This window comes from Streptomyces sp. NPDC048637, from assembly GCF_040650675.1.
GTDB lineage: Bacteria > Actinomycetota > Actinomycetes > Streptomycetales > Streptomycetaceae > Streptomyces.
Genome location: NZ_JBEZHQ010000024.1, coordinates 1 through 22,216, shown reverse-complemented (window position 1 = coordinate 22,216; position 22,216 = coordinate 1). Strand labels below are relative to the sequence as shown.

The 22,216-nt window shown below is 71.4% G+C and carries 2 protein-coding genes; both read right to left on the bottom strand.

Annotation, left to right across the window (positions count from 1 at the left end; genetic code table 11):
- Positions 1-17 precede the first annotated feature (17 nt).
- On the bottom strand, positions 18-15,848 hold the full coding sequence (locus AB0C46_RS26290; RefSeq protein WP_362830844.1) for a type I polyketide synthase: 15,831 nt from the start codon (positions 15,846-15,848) through the stop codon (positions 18-20).
- 69 nt (positions 15,849-15,917) lie between these two features.
- A partial coding sequence (locus AB0C46_RS26285) for a type I polyketide synthase (RefSeq protein WP_362830732.1) occupies positions 15,918-22,216 on the bottom strand: 6,299 nt, incomplete at its 5' end.

The window sequence follows — 22,216 nt, the reverse complement described above, 5'->3', positions numbered from 1 at the left end:
CTCTTGCGGTCGGCAGCTCATGACATGCCGAGGTCGTTGTCGATGAAGTCGAAGATCTCGTCGGCGGTGGCGGAGCTGATCCGGTCGCTCACCCCGGCGTCGTCCTCCGCCTCTGCTTCCGTGTCCTGCCGCTCGTTCCATTTCGCGAGCAGCATCTGCAGCCGGGAGGCGATCCTGGCGCGTTGTGGATCGTCCTGCGGCACCTCTCCCAGCACGCCTTCCAGCCGGTCCAGCTCGGCGAGCGCGGGCAGTCCTCCGGCCGCGTCCCCTGCGGCGACCCGCCTCCGCAGGTGGCCGGCGAGGGCCACGGCGGTCGGGTGGTCGAAGAGCAGCGTGGCCGGAAGCTGCGTACCGGTGGCGAGGCCGAGCCGGTTGCGCAACTCGACGGCCATGAGCGAGTCGAAGCCGAGTTCGCTGAAGGCCCGCTTCGGGTCGATCGCGTCCACCGCGTCGTACCCGAGGACACCGGCGACATGGGTGCGGACGAGGGTGACCAGGACGCGTTCCTGGTCGGTCTCGCTCCGCCCGGCCAGCTGTGCGCGCAGCGCCCGCAGACCGCCCTGCCCGTCGCCGTCCGCGGGCTCGCGTTCCGGGGCCGCCCGCCGGGCCTCCGGCAGGTCGGAGAGGAGCGCGCTGGGCCGCACCGAGGTGAAGCCGGGTACGAACCGCGCCCAGTCCACGTCGGCCACGGTCAGTGTGGTGTCGCCACGGGTGAGGGCCCGCTCCAGCGCGTCGACCGCGAGCCGCGGGTCGAGTGTGCCCATACCGCCGCGGGTGAGGCGCTCGGCCAGTTGCTCGTCGCCCGCGCCGCCGGCCGCCATTCCGGCGCCGGCCCACGGGCCCCATGCGAGGGAGGTGGCGGGGAGGCCGAGGGCGTGCCGGTGCTCGGCGAGGGCGTCCAGATAGGCGTTGGCGGCGGCGTAGTTGGCCTGGCCGGTCGCCCCTGCCGTGCCGGCGAAGGACGAGAACAGCACGAAGGCCGTCAGACCGTCGGTCAGCTCGTGCAGATGCGTCGCGGCCGCCATCTTGGACCGCAGCACGGCGTCCAGGCGGGCCCCGTCGAGTCCGGTGAGCAGCCCGTCGTCGAGGACTCCCGCGGCGTGGAACACCGCGTCGACGGGGTGTTCGGCCAGCAGCCGCGCCAGCGCGTCACGGTCGGCGGCGTCGCATGCGGCGAGCGTCACCCGGGTGCCCCGGGCGGTCAGTTCGGCCCGCAGCTCGGCCGCGCCCTCGGCCTGCGCGCCACGCCGGCCCGCCAGTATCAGGTGCTCGGCGCCCCGGTCTGCCAGCCGGCGGGCCACGTGTGCGCCGAGCGCACCGGTGCCGCCGGTGATCAGTACGGTGCCGGCGCACGCCCACGGCTCGTCGGTGCCGGGTGCGGCGTCCCGGGACTGGGCCCGGACCAGCCGCCGGGCGAACACGCCCGAGCCGCGTACGGCGACCTGGTCCTCGCCCGTCCCGGCCTCCAGGACCGCGCACAGCCGCTCCACGGCCCGCTCATCGGGCTCCGCGGGCAGGTCGACCAGACCGCCCCAGCTCTGCGGGTGCTCCAGCGCGGCGACCCGTCCCAGGCCCCAGACGGCGGCCTGGACGGGGGACGGCACGGCCTCGCGCTCGCGCACCGCGACGGCTCCGGTGGTCGCACACCACAGTGGTGCGCCGGTGCCCAGGTCGTCGAGCGCCTGGACGAGGGCCATGGTCGCGGCGAGTCCGCCGGGCGTGGCGGGCCCGCTGTGGTGCGGTTCCTCGTCGGTGCCCAGCAGGGACAGCACCCCGTCGACGGGGCCCGACTCGCCCAGCAGTGTGCCCAGTTGGTCGGCGAGTGACGTGCGGTCGGCGCGGGCGCAGTCGACCTCGACCGGGACGACCGCGGCCGCGCCGTGGGCGGTGAGCCCGGCCGCGATCGCTGTCTCCCAGGCGCGGCCGCCGTGGCCCGCGGGGTGGGCGAGCAGCCAGGTCCCGGACAGTACGGGAGCCGGTGCATCGCCGGCCGGCCGCCAGGTGACCTGGTATTCCCAGCCGTCGGCGACGGTGCGTTCGCGCTGCTGGTGGCGCCACGAGGACAGCGCGGGCAGTACCTCACGCAGCGGAGCGTCACCGGCCAGGTGGAGACGTTCGGCCAGCTCGCCCGGGTCGGCGTGCTCCACGGCGGCCCAGAACTGGTCGTCCACCGTCTGCGCCGCCTCGGCCCCGGTCTGCGGGCCGGCCGGCTCCAGCCAGTACCGGCGGCGCTGGAAGGCGTAGGTGGGCAGCTCGACGCGGCGCGCACCCTCGCCGTACAGCGCGGCGGGCCCGGTGCCGAGACCGCGGACGTGCAGGCTCGCCGCGGCCAGCAGGGCGCTGCGCACCTCGGGTCGTTCGCGCCGCAGCACGGGCAGCGCGGCGGCCTCCTCGCCGGGTGCGCGCAGGCTCTCCCATGCCGTGGCGGCCAGCGCGCCGTCGGGCCCCAGCTCCAGGTAGGTCCGTACGCCGTCGGCCTCCAGCCGGCGGATGCCGTCGCAGAAGCGGACGGCCTCGCGGACATGCCGCACCCAGTAGTCGGGCGAGGTCAGATCGGCGGCGGCCGCCGGTTCCCCGGTGAGGTTGGAGATGACGGTCAGGCGCGGCGGTGCATAGCGCGCTCCCCGCGCGATCTCGCCGAACTCCGCCAGCATCGCGTCCATCAGTGGAGAGTGAAACGCATGGCTGACCCGCAAACGCCTAGTCTTTCGCCCGCGCTCGGCCAGCTGTCCGGCGATCTCGGTGACGGTGTCCTGCGCGCCGGAGACGACGACGGCCGACGGCCCGTTCACCGCGGCGATCCCGGCCCGGTCCGCCAGGCCCGCCAGCAGGGGCGAGACCTCTTCCTCGGCGGCCTGTACGGCGATCATGGCGCCGCCTTCCGGCAGTGCCTGCATCAGCCGGCCGCGGGCGGCGACCAGCCGGCACGCGTCCTCCAGGGTCAGTACCCCGGCGGCATGCGCGGCGGTCAGCTCGCCGATGGAGTGGCCGATCAGGACGTCGGGCCGGATGCCCCAGGACGTGACGAGCGCGTGCAGCGCGGTTCCCACGGCGAACAGCGCGGGCTGGGTGTAGGCGGTGCGGTCGAGCAGCGCGGCCTCGGGCGTGCCCTCGTCCGCGAAGACGACCTCGCGCAGCGGCCGTTCGAGGTGGCGGTCGAACTCCGCGCAGACCTCGTCGAAGGCCGCCGCATAGGCGGGGAAGCACGCGTGGAGCTCGCGTCCCATGCCGGCGCGCTGGGATCCCTGGCCGCTGAACAGGAAGGCGAGCTTCCCGCCGGTGTCCGCACGCCCGCGCACCAGTTCCGCCGTGTCCTCCCCGCGGGCCAGCGCGGCGAGGCCCTTGAGGAACGCGTCCCGGTCCTCGGCGACCAGCGCCGCGCGGTGGTCGAAGGCGGCCCGGGTGGTGGCGAGCGAGTACCCGAGGTCGCCTACCGGCAGGTCCGGGCGGTCGGTGAGGTGGGCACGCAGCCGCTTCGCCTGATCGCGGAGCGCCGCGCCGGACCGGGCGGACAGCGGCCAGACCACGGGCCCCGGCAGGTCGCCGGCCCCGTCGTCCCCGTCGTCCCCGGCCCGCACGACATCGGCGGGCGCGACGCCGTCGAGCGAAGTGGTCCCCTCCGGTCCGCCGTCAACCGACCCGTACTGTTCGAGCACCACATGCGCGTTGGTGCCGCTGATCCCGAACGAGGACACGGCGGCCCGGCGCCGCAGTTCGCACTGCGGCCACTCCACGGCCCGCGTCAGCAGCCGCACCTCACCGGACGACCAGTCCACGTGCGAGGACGGCTCGGTGACATGCAGCGTGCGGGGCAGGACGCCCTTCTGGAGGGCCAGCACCATCTTGATCACACCGGCGATGCCGGCCGCGGCCTGAGTGTGCCCGATGTTCGACTTCACCGACCCGAGCCACAACGGCCGGTCCGCCGCTCGGTCCTGACCGTAGGTGGCGAGCAGCGCCTGCGCCTCGATCGGATCACCCAGCGATGTCCCGGTGCCATGTGCCTCGACCGCGTCCACCTCGTGGGCCCCGAGGCCGGCGTTGGCGAGCGCGGACCGGATGACCCGCTGCTGGGACGGGCCGTTGGGGGCCGTGAGACCGTTCGACGCCCCGTCCTGGTTGACCGCGGAGCCGCGGAGCACGGCGAGCACCGGGTGCCCGTTGCGCCGCGCGTCGGAGAGCCGCTCGACGAGGACGATGCCCGCGCCCTCGCCCCAGCCGGTGCCGTCCGCGTCGTCGGCGAATGCCTTGCACCGCCCGTCGCCGGCCAGTCCCCCTTGCCGCCCGAACTCCACGAAGGCACCGGGGGTGGCCATCACGGTCACCCCGCCCGCGAAGGCGAGATCGCACTCCCCCAGCCGCAGGGCCTGGGCGGCCAGATGCAGCGCCACCAGCGACGACGAACAGGCCGTGTCGACGGTGACGGCGGGGCCTTCGAGACCGAGGGCGTAGGAGACCCGGCCGGACGTCACACTGGTGGCGTGGCCGGTGAGCAGCTGCCCCTCGGAGCCCTCGGGCAGAGTGTGGGCGGCCGAGCCGTAGCCCTGGTAGTTCGTCCCCGCGAACACCCCGGTGCGGCTGCCGCGCAGCGCCGCCGGGTCGATGCCGGCCCGCTCCAGTGCCTCCCACGAGATTTCCAGCAGCAGCCGCTGCTGCGGGTCCATGGTGACTGCCTCACGCGGCGAGATCCCGAAGAAGTCCGCGTCGAAGTCGCCGCTGTCGTAGAGGAATCCGCCCTCGACGCGGGCCGCGTCGTCACCGGTCTGCCAGCCGCGGTCGGCCGGCAGCGGCGACAGCGCGTCCACGCCGTCGGCCAGCAGCCGCCAGAACTCCTCGGGGCTGCCCGCCCCGCCCGGGAACCGGCAGCTCATGGCGACCACGGCGAGCTGCTCCTCGCCGGTCGCCGGTCGGCCGGCCACGGCCCCCGGGGCGGCGGCCGCCTCGTCCTCCCCGAACAGTTCGGTGCACACCTGGCGGGCCAGCGCCGTCGGCGACGGGTAGTCGAAGACAAGGGTCGCCGGCAGCCGCAGACCCGTCGCGGCGCCCAGCCGGTTGCGCAGCTCGACGGCGGTGAGCGAGTCGATGCCCAGGCCACGGAAGTCCCGGGTGGATTCGACGGCTTCGGGTCCGGCGTGCCCGAGCACAAGCGCCGCCTGCGCACGCACAAGTTCCAGCACCGCGGGTTCCCGCTCGGCGGCCGGCAGCGCGGCCAGCCCGGTCCGCAGGCCCTCCGCGGCGTCACCGGAGGCCGCCGACGCGGCCGAGCGCCGGGCGGACCCGGTCACCAGACCACGCAGGAGTGCCGGCGGCGCGGACTGCGGGGCCCGCAGCGCCGCATGATCGAGCTGTACGGGGGCGTAGACCGCTTCGGCCGTACGGAATGCGGCGTCGAACGCCGCCATGCCCTGCTCGGCGGTGAACGGCACCATGCCGCCACGCGCCATGCGCTGCAGATCGGCATCCGCCAGCTCGCCGGTCATCCCCGCGCCGGGCGCCCACGGCCCCCATGCGAGTGACGTGGCGGGCAGCCCCGCACCATGCCTGGCCTGGGCGAAAGCGTCCAGGAAGGCATTCGCCGCCGAGTAGTTGCCCTGCCCCGAGCCGCCGAACATACCGGCGACGGAGGAGAAGACGACGAACGCGGCCAGGTCCTCGTCCCGGGTCAGCTCATGCAGTGCGCTCACCGCGTCCGCCTTCGGCACGAGCACGGCATCCAGCCGGTCGGGCGTCATCGAGGACAGCACACCGTCGTCGAGCACCCCGGCCGTGTGCACGATCGCGGTCAGCGGATGCTGCGGCGGTACGGAGCCGAGCAGCCCGCGCAGTGCCTCGCGGTCCGCGGTGTCACAGGCGGCGACGGTGACCTCGGCGCCGAGGGCGGCGAGTTCGTCGCGCAGTGCGGCGGCACCCGGAGCCTGCGGCCCCCGGCGACTGGACAGCACCAGATGACGGACCCCGTGCTCGGCCACCAGGTGCCGGGCCACCAGCGCGCCCAGTCCACCCGTCCCACCCGTGACCAGGACCGTTCCTTCCGCATCGAGAGGAACCGGCATCGTCAGTACGACCTTGCCGACGTTCTTGGCCTGGCTGAGGTAACGGAATGCCTCAGGCGCCTTCCGCACGTCCCACGCGGTGAGCGGCAGGGGCCGCAGCACGCCCTGCTCGAAGAGGGCGACGAGCGCCGTCAGCATCTCCCCGATCCGCTCCGGACCGGCGTCGAACAGATCGAACGCCTGGTAGCGCACGCCCTCGTGCGCGGCCGCGACCTCCTGTGCGTCACGGACGTCGGTCTTGCCCATCTCCAGGAACCGCCCGCCCCGCGGCAGCAGTCGCAGCGAGGCATCCACGAACTCCCGCGCCAGGGAATCCAGCACCACATCCACACCCCGGCCACCGGTCGCCTCCAGGAACGCTCCCTCGAAGTCCAGCTCCCGCGAGGACGCGATATGCGCCTCGTCCAGACCCGAACTGCGCAGCGTCCCCCACTTCCCCGGACTCGCCGTCCCGAACACCTCCGCACCCAGGTGCCGCGCCAACTGCACCGCGGCCATCCCCACACCACCCGCGGCGGCATGCACCAGCACCGACTCGCCCGCCTGGAGCTCCCCCAGGTCCACCAAGGCGTAGTAGGCCGTCAGGAACACCACCGGAACCGACGCCGCCTGCGCGAACGACCAGCCCTCGGGTATGCGGGCGAGGGTCCGCGCATCGGCCACCGCGAGCGGACCGAAGGACTGGGTGAACAGTCCCATGACCCGGTCGCCCGGGGAGAACCCGGTCACTCCGGGACCGACCTCGGTGACCACTCCGGCACCCTCGATCCCCAGGGCCACGGCGTCACCCGGATACATGCCGAGCGCGTTCAGCACATCACGGAAGTTCAGACCGGCGGCACGCACCGCGATCCGCACCTGCCCGGCGCCCAACTCGGCTTCTGCCGTGGGTGATTCGGCGAGACGCAGGTTCGCCAGCGTGCCCTTCTCCGCGATGTCCAGGCACCACGCCCCGCTCTCCCCGGGCACCGGCAGCGCATCGGGCCGTACGTGCCTGCTGAGCCTCGGGACGTACACCTGGCCTGCACGTACGGCCAGTTCGGGCTCGTCGCCGGCCAGTGCGGCGGGGAGCGCGGCGAGGGACTCGCCCGCCCCGTCGAGATCGACCAGCGTGAACCGGTCCGGGTTCTCCGAACGCGCCGACCGGACGAGCCCCCAGACGGCGGCCAGCGCCGGGTCCGGTCGCTGCTCGTCCACGGTGACCGCGCCCTGGGTGACGACGACCAGCCGGGCCGCGGCGAACCGCTCCTCGGCCAGCCATGCGTGGAGCAGCGCCAGCGCCCGATGGGTCGCGGTGTGTGCGGCGGCAGCCGGGTCGCCGTCAGGAGCATCCAACCGCAGCAGGACGTGCGAAGGCACTTCGTTCTGGGGAAGCGCACCGAGGTCCGGGTAGACGGACGCGCCGATCGCGGAGAGATCGAGTCGGCGGTCGGTGCGGTCGGTGCGGTCGGCGGCGTCGCGCAGGTCGATGGCCGCATCGACGGTTACCGCGGGTGCGGCGGACCCGGCGGACCCCGCGGGCTCCGGCAGCGGGACCCAGTCCATCGTGTGCAGCGCGGTGTCCTGCCCGTCTGCCTTGGCCTGGGCGATCCCGTCGGCCGACACGGGGCGCAGGACCAGTGAGTCGATCGTCGCGACGGGTCCGCCCGAGGCGTCGGCCAGCTCCAGGGCGACCGAGTCGGGGCCGTGCACGGTCAGCCGGGCACGGAGCACCGACGCTCCGGACGCGTGCAGCGTCGCACCCGACCAGGAGAAGGGCAGCCTGCCCCGGCCTTCGTCCGCCCGGTCCTCGTCCACCCGGTCCTCGTCCACCCGGTCCGACTCCACGAGTCCGAGCGCGTGCAGCACCGAGTCCAGCAATGCCGGGTGCAGCCCGAAGCCGGCCGCCTCGGCGACGGCGCTCTCCGGAAGTTCGACCGAGGCGAACAACTCGTCACCACGGCTCCATACCTGGCGCAGACCACGGAAAACCGGGCCATAGCCGAACCCCGCGGCCGTCAGCCCCTCGTACAGCCCCTCGACGGAGACGGGCTCCGCACCGGCGGGCGGCCACTGGGACAGGTCGGCCCCGGGAGCCGCACCGTCCGTGCCGAGTACACCGACGGCATGGCGTACCCAGGGCTGGCCGGCCTGCGCATCCTGCGGCCGGGAGTAGACGTTCAGCGTCCGGCGCCCGGTCTCGTCCGCGGCCCCGACGGCCACCTGGAGCTGTACGGCACCCCGCTCCGGCAGGACCAGCGGCGCCTGCAGCGTCAGTTCCTCCACCTGCCCGCAGCCGACCTGGTCCCCGGCGCGGACGGCCATCTCCAGGAAGGCGGTACCGGGGAGCAGGACCGAGCCCGAGACGCAATGCTCGGCGATCCAGGGCTGCGCAGCGACGGACACCCGCCCCGTGAACACCACGGCGCCGCCCTCGGCTGAGCCGTAGGCGTAGTCGAAGCCGTCCGTACCGTCCGCGCCGCCGGCCAGGGAGACGGCAGCACCCAGCAAGGGGTGCTGGGCGGACTCCAGCCCGGCAGAACCGAGATCACCGGCCGGCAGGCCCGTGAACCGGGGCCAGTAGCGCTGGTGTTGGAAGGCGTAGGTGGGGAGGGCGATGGGGGTGGGGGCGGGAGTGGGAGTGGTGGTGGTGCTTTCGGTGGTAGTGCTTTCGGTGGCGGGGGCTGTGGAGGGGAAGAAGGTCTGCCAGTTGATGGCGATGCCGTGGGCGAAGGCCCGTCCGGCGGCGGAGAGTACGGCGGATATCTCGCCGCGGTCGTCGCCGCGCAGGGTGGGGATGAGGACATAGTCCGCGTCGAGCTCCCCGTCCGGCTCCGCGTACGCGTCACTGTCGAGGCAGCCCTGTGCCATGGCGGTCAGGGTGCCGTCCGGCCCGATCTCCAGGAACCGGGTGACCTCGTGCTCCGCCAACCACCGGATGCCATCGGCGAAGCGGACGGCCTCACGGACGTGTCGCACCCAGTAGTCGGGGGAGGTCAGCTCCTGCGGCGCGGCCAGCGTGCCGGTCAGATTCGAAACCACCGGGATACGGGGCTCCGCGTACGACACGCTTTCCGCGACGGCACGGAACTCGTCGAGCATCGGCTTCATCAGCGGCGAGTGGAAGGCGTGGCTGACCTTGAGTCGCTTCACCTTCCGGCCGTCGGACTCGAAACGCCCGGCGATCTCGGCAACCGCCGATTCCTCACCGGAGACCACAACCGACCGCGGACCGTTCACGGCGGCGATGCTCACCCGCTGCTCCTGGCCTTCCAGCAGCGGCAGCACCTCGTCCTCGGTGGCCTGAAGGGCGACCATCGCGCCGCCCGCCGGAAGCGCCTGCATCAATCGGCCACGCGCCGCCACCAGACGGCACGCGTCCGGGAGGGACAGCACGCCCGCCACATGCGCGGCCACCAACTCACCGATGGAATGACCCACCAGATAGTCAGGCCGCACACCGAACGACTCCATCAATCGGAACAGCGCCACCTCCACCGCGAACAACGCCGGCTGAGTGACCCCTGTCTGATTCAGCCGCTCCGCATCCTCGCCGAACACCACATCCCGCAGCGGCGAAGCCAGCTCGCCATCAAAGTGCACACAGACAGCGTCAAAAGCATCCGCGAAGACCGGGAACGCGTCATACAACTCGCGACCCATCCCCAGCCGCTGCGCACCCTGCCCGGTGAACAGCAGAGCCAGTCGCGCTTCGGGCGCAGCCAGACCGCTCACTACGGAAGCAGCTTCGCCCCCTGTGGCCAACGCCCTGAGTCCGTCAATCAGCGCACTGTGCTCGGTGCCGAGGGCGACAGCCCGGTGTTCAAACGCCGAACGTGTCGTGGCCAGGGCGAACCCCACCTCAGACAAGCCGAGTTCAGGACGGGCCTCCACATGCGCCAACAACCGCTGCGCCTGCGCCCGCAGCCCCTCCCGACTCCGCGCCGAGACCACCCACGGCACCACACCCCCGAGCACATCCAACGGCCCGGCTTCCGCACTCTCCTCCACCGGAGCCTGCTCGATCACCACATGCGCATTGGTGCCGCTCACTCCGAACGCCGACACCCCGGCCCGACGCAGCCGCTCCTCCTCCGGCCACGCCACAGCCTCGGTGAGCAGACGCACGTCGCCCGCCGACCAGTCCACATGCGACGACGGCTCGTCAGCATGCAGGGTCTGCGGGAGCACACCGTGCTGTAGCGCCAGCACCATCTTGATGACACCCGCCGCACCCGCAGCCGCCTGCGTATGCCCGATATTCGACTTCACCGAACCAAGCCACAACGGCCGGTCCTCGTCCCGGTCCTGCCCGTACGTAGCAAGCAGCGCCTGCGCCTCGATCGGGTCACCCAGCGACGTCCCCGTCCCGTGTGCCTCGACCACATCGACATCCGACGGCGACAGTCCGGCACCCGCCAGCGCCTGCCGGATCACCCGCTGCTGCGACGGACCATTCGGCGCCGTCAAACCATTCGACGCACCATCCTGATTCACCGCACTACCCGCCACCACAGCCAACACCCGATGACCGTTACGCCGCGCATCCGACAGCCGCTCCACCACCAACACACCAGCACCCTCAGCCCAACCGGTGCCATCCGCAGCGTCCGAGAACGCCTTGCACCGACCATCAGCGGCAAGGCCACGCTGCTGGCTGAATTCGATGAACGCACCCGGCGTCGACATCACGGTCACACCGCCGGCAAGGGCCAGATCACATTCGCCCGAGCGCAGGGCCTGCACGGCCAGGTGCAGGGCGACCAGCGACGAGGAACACGCCGTGTCCACCGTCACCGCCGGCCCCTCCAGACCCAGCGCATACGACACCCGACCCGACACCACAGCTGCTGCATTCCCGGTACCGAGGTAGCCGTCCTGGCCCTCCGGAGTGCTCAGCAGCAGGGCGGGGTAGTCCTGGCCGTTGGAGCCGACGAAGACCCCGGCCCGGCTCCCCCGCAACGTCTGCGGATCAATGCCGGAACGCTCAAGCGCCTCCCAGGAGGACTCCAGCAGCAGTCGCTGCTGCGGGTCGATCGCGACCGCTTCACGTGGGCTGATACCGAAGAACGCCGGGTCGAACTGGTCGACGCCACTGACGAATCCGCCATGACGTGAATAGCTCTTCCCTGGCTGGCCCGGGGTCGGGTCATAGAGGGCATCGAGGTCCCAGCCGCGGTCATGAGGAAGCTCGGAGATCGCGTCCTCGGCCCCGGCCACCAGCCGCCATAGGTCCTCGGGACTGGCCACCCCACCGGGAAGCCGGCAGCTCATCCCGACGATGACCACCGGATCGTCCGAGGTGGACGCCAGCACCGGCAGACCGGACACCACATCCGTCCCGGTCCCGAACAACTCATCGCCCAGGAACCGCGCCAGATCGACCGGCGACGGATAGTCGAAGACGACGGTGGCGGGCAGCCGCAGACCGGTTTCGGTGTTCAGCCGGCCGCGCAGCTCCACAGCGGTCAGCGAGTCAAAGCCCAAGTCCCGGAAGGCAGACCGTGCTTCAAGCGACTCCGGCTTGTGGTAGCCGAGGACTGCTGCGGCGTGGGTACGTACCAGCTCCAGCAGCGCCCGCTCCCGCTCCACAACCGACAGCCCCGCCAAGCGCTCCCGCACCACCACCCCAGCACCAGAACCCTCACCACCGGCATTGCCGCCGTCAGCCAGCGCCGCCCGCACCTCAGGCAGCTCCCCCAGCAACGGACTCGGACGGGCACTCGTGAACGCCGGAGCAAACCGCTCCCACTCCACATCCGCCACGACTACCGAACCCTCACCCGCACCAACCACCGACTCCAACGCCGACACCGCAAGAGCCGGATCCAGAGCCCTCAGCCCCCGACGCAGCAGGTGCTCCTCCGCGTCTTCCACGTCGGCCATCCCACCGCCGGCCCATGGACCCCACGCCACCGCACAACCCACCACACCCCGCGCACGACGCGCCTCCACCAACCCCTCGACGAAGGCATTGCCTGCCGCATACGCCGCCTGGCCACCGCTGCCCCACACACCAGCGATCGACGAGAACACCACAAACGCATCCAGCGCACGGTCACCCAGCACCTCATCCAGCACCACAGCACCGGCAACCTTCGCCCCCATCACCTCAGCAAAATGCTCCGCACCCGCATCCCCCAACGGCACGGAATCCACCACACCCGCCGCATGAACGACGGCGTCCACGGCACACCCGGCCAGCAGCTGCTCAACCGCACCCCGATCCACGACATCGCAGGCCGCCACCGTCACCCGCGCCCCGAGCGCCGACAGCTCCGCCTCCAACTCCACCGCACCAGGAGCCTCCAGACCACGACGACTGGTCAAGACGACATGCTCCGCACCACGCTCGGCCACCCAGCGCGCCACACGAGCACCGAGCGCGCCCGTACCACCCGTAATCAGCACCGTCCCCCGCGGCCGCCAACCACCCTCCGCGTCCACAACAGGAGCCGGAGCATGAACCAGCCGCCGCCCGAACACACCCGACGACCGCACCGCCACCTGATCCTCGCCACCATCGGCCAGAACACCCACGAGCCGATCAAGAGCCCTACGGTCCACGGTCTCCGGAAGATCCACCAGACCGCCCCAACGATCCGGCAACTCCAAAGCAGCCACCCGACCCAGACCCCACACCGCAGCACCCACCGGATTCGGACCACCATCCGACCGACCCACCGCGACAGCCCCCCGCGTCACCACCCACACACGCCCACCCACACACGCATCCCCCAACGCCTGCACCACCACCGCAGTACGCACCACATCCGCGACACCCACCACCAACACACCAGCAACCGGCTCCCCACCAGCCACCTCACGCACCCGCTCAGCCAACAACCCCCGGTCCACCTCCCCCGCGACACACTCCACCCGCTCAACCGCCACACCACACGCCGCCAACCCCTCCACCACAGCCTCGGACCACACCTCACCCGCGCCCACCACCGCAAGCCAACGACCACCCAGCACCCCACCCGGCTGCGCCACCAGCGGCTTCCACTCCACCCGGTACCGCCAGCCGTCCACGACGGACTGCTCGCGCGGCTCGGGTGTGGCGCCCGTCGATTCCAGCCAGTAGCGCTCGCGCTGGAATGCGTACGTGGGCAGATCCACCCGCTGCGCCCCGGTGCCCGCGAAGTACGCCGCCCAGTCGATCGGTGCGCCCGACGCGAAGGCGCCGGCCATCGCCGACATCAGCGACGTGGTCTCGGGCCGGTTTGTCCGCAGGGAGGCGAGGAACATCCGCTCGGTGTCGTCGTCCCCCGCGTCCGAGAGGCAGGCCTGTGCCATCGCGGTCAGGGTTCCTCCGGGGCCCAGCTCCAGGAGCCGAGTCACGCCGTGTTCTGCGAGCCAACGGACACCGTCGGCGAACCGGACGGCATCCCGCACATGCCGCACCCAGTAATCGGGAGACATCAGCTGCTCCGCCGTGGCGAGTTCACCGGTCACATTCGAGACCACCGGGATACGCGGCTCCGCATACGCCACGCTCTCCGCGACCACCCGGAACTCGTCCAGCATCGGCTCCATCAACGGCGAGTGGAAGGCATGACTCACCCGCAGCCGCTTCACCTTCCGACCCTCGGACTCAAAACGCCCGGCGATCTCAGCAACCGCCGACTCCTCACCGGACACCACCACCGCCTCCGGACCATTCACCGCAGCAACACTCACCCGCTGCTCAAGCCCCTCCAGCAGCGGCAACACCTCGTCCTCCGACGCCTGAAGCGACACCATCGCCCCACCCGCCGGCAACGCCTGCATCAACCGCCCACGGGCAGCGACCAGACGGCACGCATCCTCCAGCGACAACACACCCGCCACATGCGCCGCCACCAACTCACCAACGGAATGACCCACCAGGTATTTGGGCTTGAGGCCCCAGGACTCGATCAGACGGTAGAGCGCCACTTCCACGGCGAACAGCGCGGGCTGGGTGAAGGCTGTCCGGTGGAGAGCATCGGAGTCCTCGCCGAAGAGGACGTCTCGCAGGCGTCGCTCCAGATGGGTGTCGAGGAGCGTGCACGTCTCGTCGAATGCCGCGGCGAAGACTGGGAAGGCCGCGTACAACTCCCTCCCCATTCCGGCATGTTGGGAGCCCTGACCGGTGAACAGGAAGGCGGTGGCACCGCGCATCGTGCGGCCGCCCACGACGTCGGCGTTCGGTCCCTCGATGCCTGTGGTGGCCAGTTCCTCCAGGCCGCGCAGGGCGGCGGCCCGGTCCTCGGCGAGTACCACGGCGCGGTGTTCGAATGCGCTCCGCGTGGTGGTCAGGGAGTGGCCGACATCGGTCAGGTCCAGCTCGTCCTGCTTGACCCGCGTCAGCAGCTGTGCCGCTTGTGCGCGAAGAGCCGTCGCACTGCGGGCGGACACCACCCAGGGGACGAGGGGCAGGGCGCGCGCGGGCTCGCCGCCGTCCTCCGCTGCCGGGGCGTCCTCGGCCTCCGGTGCCTCCTCCAGAATGGCGTGTGCGTTGGTGCCGCTGATGCCGAACGAGGAGACGCCGGCGCGGCGCGGGCGACCGTCCTGCTGCCAGGGCATCGCCTCGTTCAGCACCTCGACCTCGCCGGCCGTCCACTCGATGTGGCGGGACGGCTCGGAGATGTGCAGGCTCTTCGGGAGCGTCCCGTGGTGCATGGCCATCACCATCTTGATGACGCTGCCGACACCGGCCGCCGACTGGGTGTGGCCGATGTTGGATTTGAGCGAGCCGAGCCGCAGCGGTCCGTGGTCCGCGCGGTCCTTCCCATACGTGGCGAGCAGTGCCTGTGCCTCGATGGGGTCACCCAGCGAGGTACCCGTCCCGTGGGCGTCGACGGCGTCGACATCGCTCGCCGACAGCCCCGCCCGGGACAGCGCGGACCGGATCACCCGCTGCTGCGAGGGGCCGTTGGGGGCGGTCAGGCCGTTGGACGCACCGTCGGAGTTGATGGCTGTGCCCCGGACGACGGCCAGCACCGGATGGCCGTTCTTCCGCGCGTCGGAGAGCCGCTCGACGAGCAGCATGCCGGCGCCCTCCGACCAGCCGGTGCCGTCCGCGTCGTCGGAGAACGGCTTGCAGCGGCCATCGGCAGCCAGGCCGCGCTGCCTGCTGAACTCGAAGAACATGGCGGGGGTGCACATCACGGCGACCCCGCCGGCCAGCGCCAGATCGCATTCGCCGCGGCGCAGGGCATGGCAGGCCCAGTGCAGAGCGACCAGCGAGGAGGAGCAGGCCGTGTCGACCGTGACGGCGGGGCCTTCGAGGCCGAGGGTGTAGGCGATCCGGCCGGAGGCCACGGAGGTGGCGTTCCCGGCGAGGAGCAGCCCCTGAACGCCTTCGGGCAGGTCGGCGACGCCGATGCCGTACCCGGAGGTGGCGGCGCCGACGAATACTCCGCCGTTGGAGCCGCGCACCGACGCCGGGTCGATTCCCGCGCGTTCGAAGGCCTCCCAGGCCACTTCGAGCAGCAGTCGCTGCTGCGGGTCGGTGGCCAGCGCCTCCCGCGGGCTCATCCCGAAGAACGCCGGGTCGAAGTACCCCGCGTCGTGGAGAAAGCCGCCTTCGCGCACATTGATCGAGCCCGGCTTCTCCGGGTCCGGGTCGTAGGCCGCGTCGACGTCCCAGCCACGGTCGACCGGGAAGCCGGAGACAGCGTCCCCTTCTTCGGCGACCAGCTGCCACAGGTCTTCCGGAGTACGCACGCTTCCGGGGTAGCGGCAGCTCATCGCGACGATGGCGATGGGCTCCTGGTCCCTGCCCTCGGCTTCGCGAAGCTGGCGACGGGTCTGCTTGAGCTCGGTCGTCACCCGCTTCAGGTACTCCATGTACTTCTCGTCGTCAGCAGCCACCAACGTCACATCCTCGAACAGAGCCGAGCGGTTCCCCGCGTCCGGTCACGACGTTCCCAATTCCTTGTCGATGAGGTCGAACAGTTCGCCGGCGGTCGATGCCGATGCCAGCTCGCCGTCGTCCTCATCGGTTTCCGTGTACGGATCCGCGTCTTGCTCCTGCTTTCCTCCGCCCTGCCATTGCGCGGTCAGCGCCCGCAGCCGGTCGGTGATCTCGGCCCGTTCCTCGTCACCGACCGTGGCACCGGCCAGCGCTGCCTCAAGCCGGGTGAGTTCGCCGAGGATCGGCTGTGCCCCCGAGGTCTCGGGCAGGTCGATCTCGTCCAGGACATGGCGCACCAGGACGAGGGGTGTCGGGTAGTCGAAGACGAGGGTGGCGGGCAGCCTCAGCTGGGTCGCCGCGTTGAGGTGGTTACGGAGTTCCACCGCCGTCAGCGAGTCGAAGCCCAGCTCCTTGAAGGCCTGGTCGGGTTCGATGTCCTCGGCGGATCCGTGTCCGAGGACGAGGGCCACCTGGGTGCAGACCAGGTCGAGCAGATGCTGTTCGCGGTCTGCCGGAGGCAGCGCGGCCAATCGCGCTGCGAGATCCTGCGATGCTTCCGTACCCTTCGCCGCAACGGCGGTCGCCGTCCCGCGGCGGGCGGGTGCCCGGACCAGACCGCGCAGCAGCGGCGGTACGGCCTCGGGATGCGCCCGCAGGGGCGCCGTATCGAGGTTCATCGGCAGCAGCAGGGGACGGGCCAGGTCCCGTGTGGTGTCGAGCAGGCCGAGCCCCTGTTCCGGGGTGAGCGGAAGCATGCCGCCGCGCGCCATGCGCTGTATATCGGCTTCGCTCAGCTCGCCCGTCATGCCGACGCCGGGAGCCCAGGCACCCCACGCCAGCGACTGTGCGGGGAGCCCCAGCCCGCCGCGCCGGCAGGCCAGCGCATCCACGAAGGCGTTCGCCGCCGCATAGTTGGCCTGCCCGGCGCTGCCGAACGTCCCCGCCACCGAGGAGAAGACGACGAACGCCGCCAGATCCTCGTGCCGGGTCAGCTCGTGCAGGTTGCTCACCGCGTCCACCTTCGGCGCGAGCACGGTGTCCAGCCTCTGTGGTGTCAGCGAGGACAGGACGCCGTCGTCCAGCACACCGGCCGTGTGCACGACCGCGGTCAGCGGGTGCTGCGGCGGTACGGAGTCCAGGAGCCCGCGCAGTGCCTCGCGGTCGGCGCTGTCGCACGCGGCGACGGTGACCTCGGCGCCGAGGGCGGCGAGTTCGTCGCGCAGTGCGTCCACACCAGGCGCCTGCTCTCCACGCCGGCTGGCCAGCAGGAGGTGGCGGATGCCGTGCTCTGTCACCAGGTGCCGGGCCACCAGTGCGCCCAGACCACCCGTACCACCGGTCACCAGGGCCGTGCCCTGCGGGTCGAGGGGAGCCGGCACGGTCAGCACGACCTTGCCGATGTGCCGGGCCTGGCTGAGGTACCGGAAGGCCTCCGGGGCCCTGCGTACGTCCCAGGCCGTCACCGGCAGGGGCCGCAGCGCGCCCCGCTCGAAGAGGTCGAGGAGTGCGGTCAGCATCTCCCCGATCCGCTCGGGCCCGGCCTCCCACAGGTCGAACGCCCGGTAGTGCACGCCCTCGTGCGCGGCCGCGACCTCCTGCGGGTCACGGATGTCGGTCTTGCCCATCTCCAGGAACCGCCCGCCCCGCGGCAGCAACCGCAGCGAGGCGTCCACGAACTCCCGCGCCAGGGAATCCAGCACCACATCCACACCCCGGCCCGCAGTCTCCGCCAGGAACGCTCCCTCGAAGTCCAGATCACGCGAGGACGCGATATGCGCCTCGTCCAGACCCGACCTGCGCAGCGTCCCCCACTTCCCCGGACTCGCCGTCCCGAACACCTCCGCACCCAGATGCCGCGCCAACTGCACCGCAGCCATGCCCACACCACCCGCTGCGGAGTGCACGAGCACCGACTCGCCCGCCTGCACGTCGCCGAGTTCCACCAGCGCGTAGTACGCCGTCAGGAACACAACGGGAACGGATGCGGCCTGCGCGAACGACCAGTCCTCGGGTATGCGGGCCAGCAGACGGCGGTCGGCCACCGCCAGGGGTCCGAAGGCGCCGAAGAACATGCCCATCACCCGGTCACCCGGTTGCAGGTCCGGTACTCCGGGACCGACCTCCAGCACCACCCCGGCGCCCTCACTGCCGAGTGCGCCGGCCTCGCCGGGGTACATCCCCAGCGCGTTGAGCACATCGCGGAAGTTGACGCCTCCCGCACGCACCCCGATGCGTACCTGTCCGGCCGCCAACTCGGCTTCCGCCTCCGGGCATTCGGCCAGGAGCAGATTGTCCAGGGTGCCCTTGTCGGCGATGTCGAGCCGCCAGGCGTCCCCGTCCGCGTCGGGCCGGCGCAGTGCCTCCGTGGACGCGACCCGGGCCAGCCGCGGTACGTGCAGCGCTCCCGCCCGTATTGCGACCTCGGGCTCTCCGCTCGCGAGCGCGCCGGGCACGGCCTCGGCCGAGGCCGCCGTGCCGTCGAGGTCGAGGAGCGTGAACCGGCCCGGGTTTTCGACCCCGGCGGCCCGCACCAGGCCCCAGACGGCGGCCTGCGCCGGGTCCGGGTGGTCCGCGTCCGAGGTGCTCACGGCGCCATGCGTGAGGATGACCAGCCGGGAGGCGGCGAAGCGCTCGTCTGCCAGCCACTTCTGGAGCAGCGCGAGCGTGTCGTGGGCGGCGGTGTGCGCCCCCGCAGCCGCGTCGGCCGGGTCCGCTGTCCTGGTGGAGCTGAACAGCACCACGGGGGGCACCTCGTCGGCGAGCTCGCCAAGGCCGTCCGTTGCCTCCACCCGTACGCCGGTGCCATCCAGGGCCACGGCCAGAGCCATGTCCCCGACGACCGCCCACCGCTCGTCGGACTGCGCGGTGGGCATCGGCACGGTGTTCCAGTCCACCTGGAACAGCGCATCGTGGTAGGCCGCGCCGCCGCTCATCTGCTCACCGGATACCTGACGGAGCGTCAGCGACTCGACGGAGGCGACCACACCCCCTGAGGGGTCGGCCAGTTCGAGCGAGACGGACTCGGGTCCGGCCTGCACCAGGCGCACACGGAGGGCGATAGCTCCGGCGGCCTTCAAGCACACGCCGTTCCAGGAGAACGGCAGCCGTCCGCGGCCGACATCCTCCATGGACACAAACATCATCGCGTGCAGCGCGGAGTCGAGCAGCGCGGGATGCAGTCCGAACGCACCGGCCATCCCGTCGTGCTCCTCCGGCAGTCCGACCTCGGCGAAGATCTCGTCACCCCGCTGCCAGACGGCCTTCAGTCCGCGGAAGACCGGACCGTAGGCGAAGCCGGCCTCGGCGAAACGACCGTAGAAGTCATCGACCGAGGTGGCTTCCGCGTCACGCGGCGGCCAGACCGTGAAGTCGTACGGCTCGTCCTGGTCCGCCGCTGCTCCGGTGGACACCACGCCGCTGGCGTTGAGTACCCACGGCTGCTCGGCGAGGTCATCCTCCGGACGCGAGTACAGGTTCAGTGTCCGCCGTCCGGACTCGTCCGGCGGCTCCACCGCGAGCTGCAGTTGCACCGCACCGTGCTCGGGCAGGACGAGTGGCGCGGCGATGGTGAACTCGTCGACGCGGTCGCAGCCCACCTCGTCGGCGGCGCGGACGGCCAGTTCGAGGAAGCCGGTGCCGGGGAACAGGACGGTCCCGGTCACCGCATGGTCGCCGAGCCACGGGTGGGTGTGCAGCGACAGCCTTCCGGTGAAGAGGAAGGCGTCCGAACCGGCCACCTCGACGGCCGCGCCGAGCAGCGGATGGTCCGCCGAGCCGAGTCCGGCCGAGCTGATGTCGCCGGTCGGCAAGACGGGCGGCTTGGGCCAGTAGCGGTGCCGCTGGAACGCGTAGGTCGGCAGACCGACGCGGCGGGCATCGCCGTCCGTGAAGGCGGCCTCCCAGGTCAGCGGCGTCCCGGCGGTGAACACCTGGGCGAGGGCGGTGAGCAGTCCGGCCGCCTCCGGTCGGTCCTTGCGGAGGGCGGGGACGAGGAGGTGGTCCGCGTCCGTGTGGCCGTCGAGGCAGCCCTGTGCCATGGCGGTCAGGGTGCCGTCCGGCCCGATCTCCAGGAACCGGGTGACCTCGTGCTCCGCCAGCCACCGGACGCCGTCGGCGAAGCGGACGGCGCCGCGGACGTGCCGCACCCAGTAGTCGGGGGAGGTCAATTCTCCGGCCGTGGCGAGCGTGCCGGAGACGTTCGAGACCACCGGGATACGGGGCTCCTCGTACGACACGCTTTCCGCGACCGTACGGAATTCGTCGAGCATCGGATCCATCAGCGGGGAATGGAAGGCGTGACTCACCTGGAGCCGCTTCACCTTCCTCCCCTCGGACTCGAAATGCCCGGCGATCTCCGCCACGGCGGATTCCTCACCGGCGATCACGGTCGATTTCGGACCGTTCACCGCGGCAATACTCACCCGCTGCTCCTGGCCCTCCAGCAGCGGCAACACCTCATCCTCGGTCGCCTGCAGCGCGACCATCGCGCCACCCGCCGGCAGTGCCTGCATCAGGCGACCACGGGCCGCCACCAGACGGCACGCGTCCTCCAGCGACAAGACACCCGCCACATGCGCGGCCGCCAATTCGCCGATGGAATGCCCCACCAGATAGTCGGGCCGGACTCCGAACGATTCCGCGAGCCGGAACAGCGCCACCTCTATCGCGAACAACGCCGGCTGGGTGAAACTGGTCTGGTTCAGCGCCTCCGCATCCCCATTACCCGTCCCTTCAGCCTCGTCACCGAAGACCACACTCCGCAGCGGCGATGCCAATTCACTGTCGAAGTGGGCACAGACGGAGTCAAAGGCGTCCGCGAATGCCGGGAACGCGCCGTACAACTCCCCTCCCATTCCGAGCCGTTGTGCGCCCTGTCCCGTGAACAGCAGTGCCAGCCTGCCGTCTGCCTTTGCCGTGCCGGTGACGGCGTTCGGCGCGGCTTCGTCGGCCGCTACGGCGGCCAGACCGCGGAGCAGCTCGTCCCGGTCCGTACCGAGGACCACGGCGCGGTGTTCCATGACCGACCGGGTGGTGGCCAGCGACAGCCCCACATCGGCAGTGCGCAGGGCCGGGAAGCTCTCCACGTGTGCGAGCAGCCGGGCGGCCTGCGCACGGAGGGCGGACCTGGTCTTACCGGTGATCACCCAGGGGGCGGGAGAGACCTCCGCTGCCGCCCGGACCTCCTCGGCAGGGGCGATGTCCTCGGCAGGGTCGGCGTCCCGGGACGGGTCGGCGTCCCCGGCAGGGGCGGCGTCCTCGGCAGGGTCGGCGTCCCCGGACGGGTCGGCGTCCCCGGCAGGGGCGGCGTCCCCGGACGGGGCCTCCTCCAGGATCGTGTGGGCGTTGGTGCCGCTGATGCCGAACGAGGACACACCGGCGCGGCGCGGGCGACCCGACTCCGGCCACTGCACCGACTCGGTCAGCAACCGCACCTCGCCCGCCGACCAGTCCACATGCGACGACGGCTCATCGACATGCAGGGTCTGCGGCAGGACACCGTGCTGCAAGGCCAGCACCATCTTGATGACACCGGCGACGCCCGCGGCTGCCTGGGTGTGCCCGATATTCGACTTGACCGAGCCCAGCCACAGCGGCCGGTCCCCGTCCCGGTCCTGCCCGTAGGTGGCGAGAAGAGCCTGTGCCTCGATCGGGTCACCCAGCGACGTCCCCGTGCCGTGCGCCTCCACCGCATCCACATCGGACGCAGACAGTCCCGCCCCGGCCAGCGCCTGCCGGATCACCCGCTGCTGCGACGGACCATTCGGCGCCGTCAAACCATTCGACGCACCATCCTGATTCACCGCACTACCCGCCACCACAGCCAACACCTGATGACCATTGCGCCGGGCATCCGACAACCGCTCCACCACCAACAAACCCACACCCTCGGAAAACCCCGCACCATCCGCAGCATCCGAAAACGCCTTGCACCGGCCATCAGCAGCCAACCCCCGCTGCCGACTGAAATCCACAAACAGCCCCGGCGTCGACATCACCGTCACACCACCCGCCAACGCCACATCACACTCACCCGCACGCAACGACTGCACCGCCAAATGCAATGCCACCAACGACGCCGAACACGCCGTATCCACCGTCACCGCAGGACCCTCAAGACCAAACGTGTACGACAACCGCCCCGACACCACACTCGCCGCATTACCCGTACCGATATACCCCCCCAAATCCTCCTCACCCGACGCCATCAACAACCCCGTGTAATCCTGACCATTCGTCCCCGCAAACACCCCCGTACGCGAACCACGCAACGACCCAGGAACAATCCCCGCCCGCTCAAACG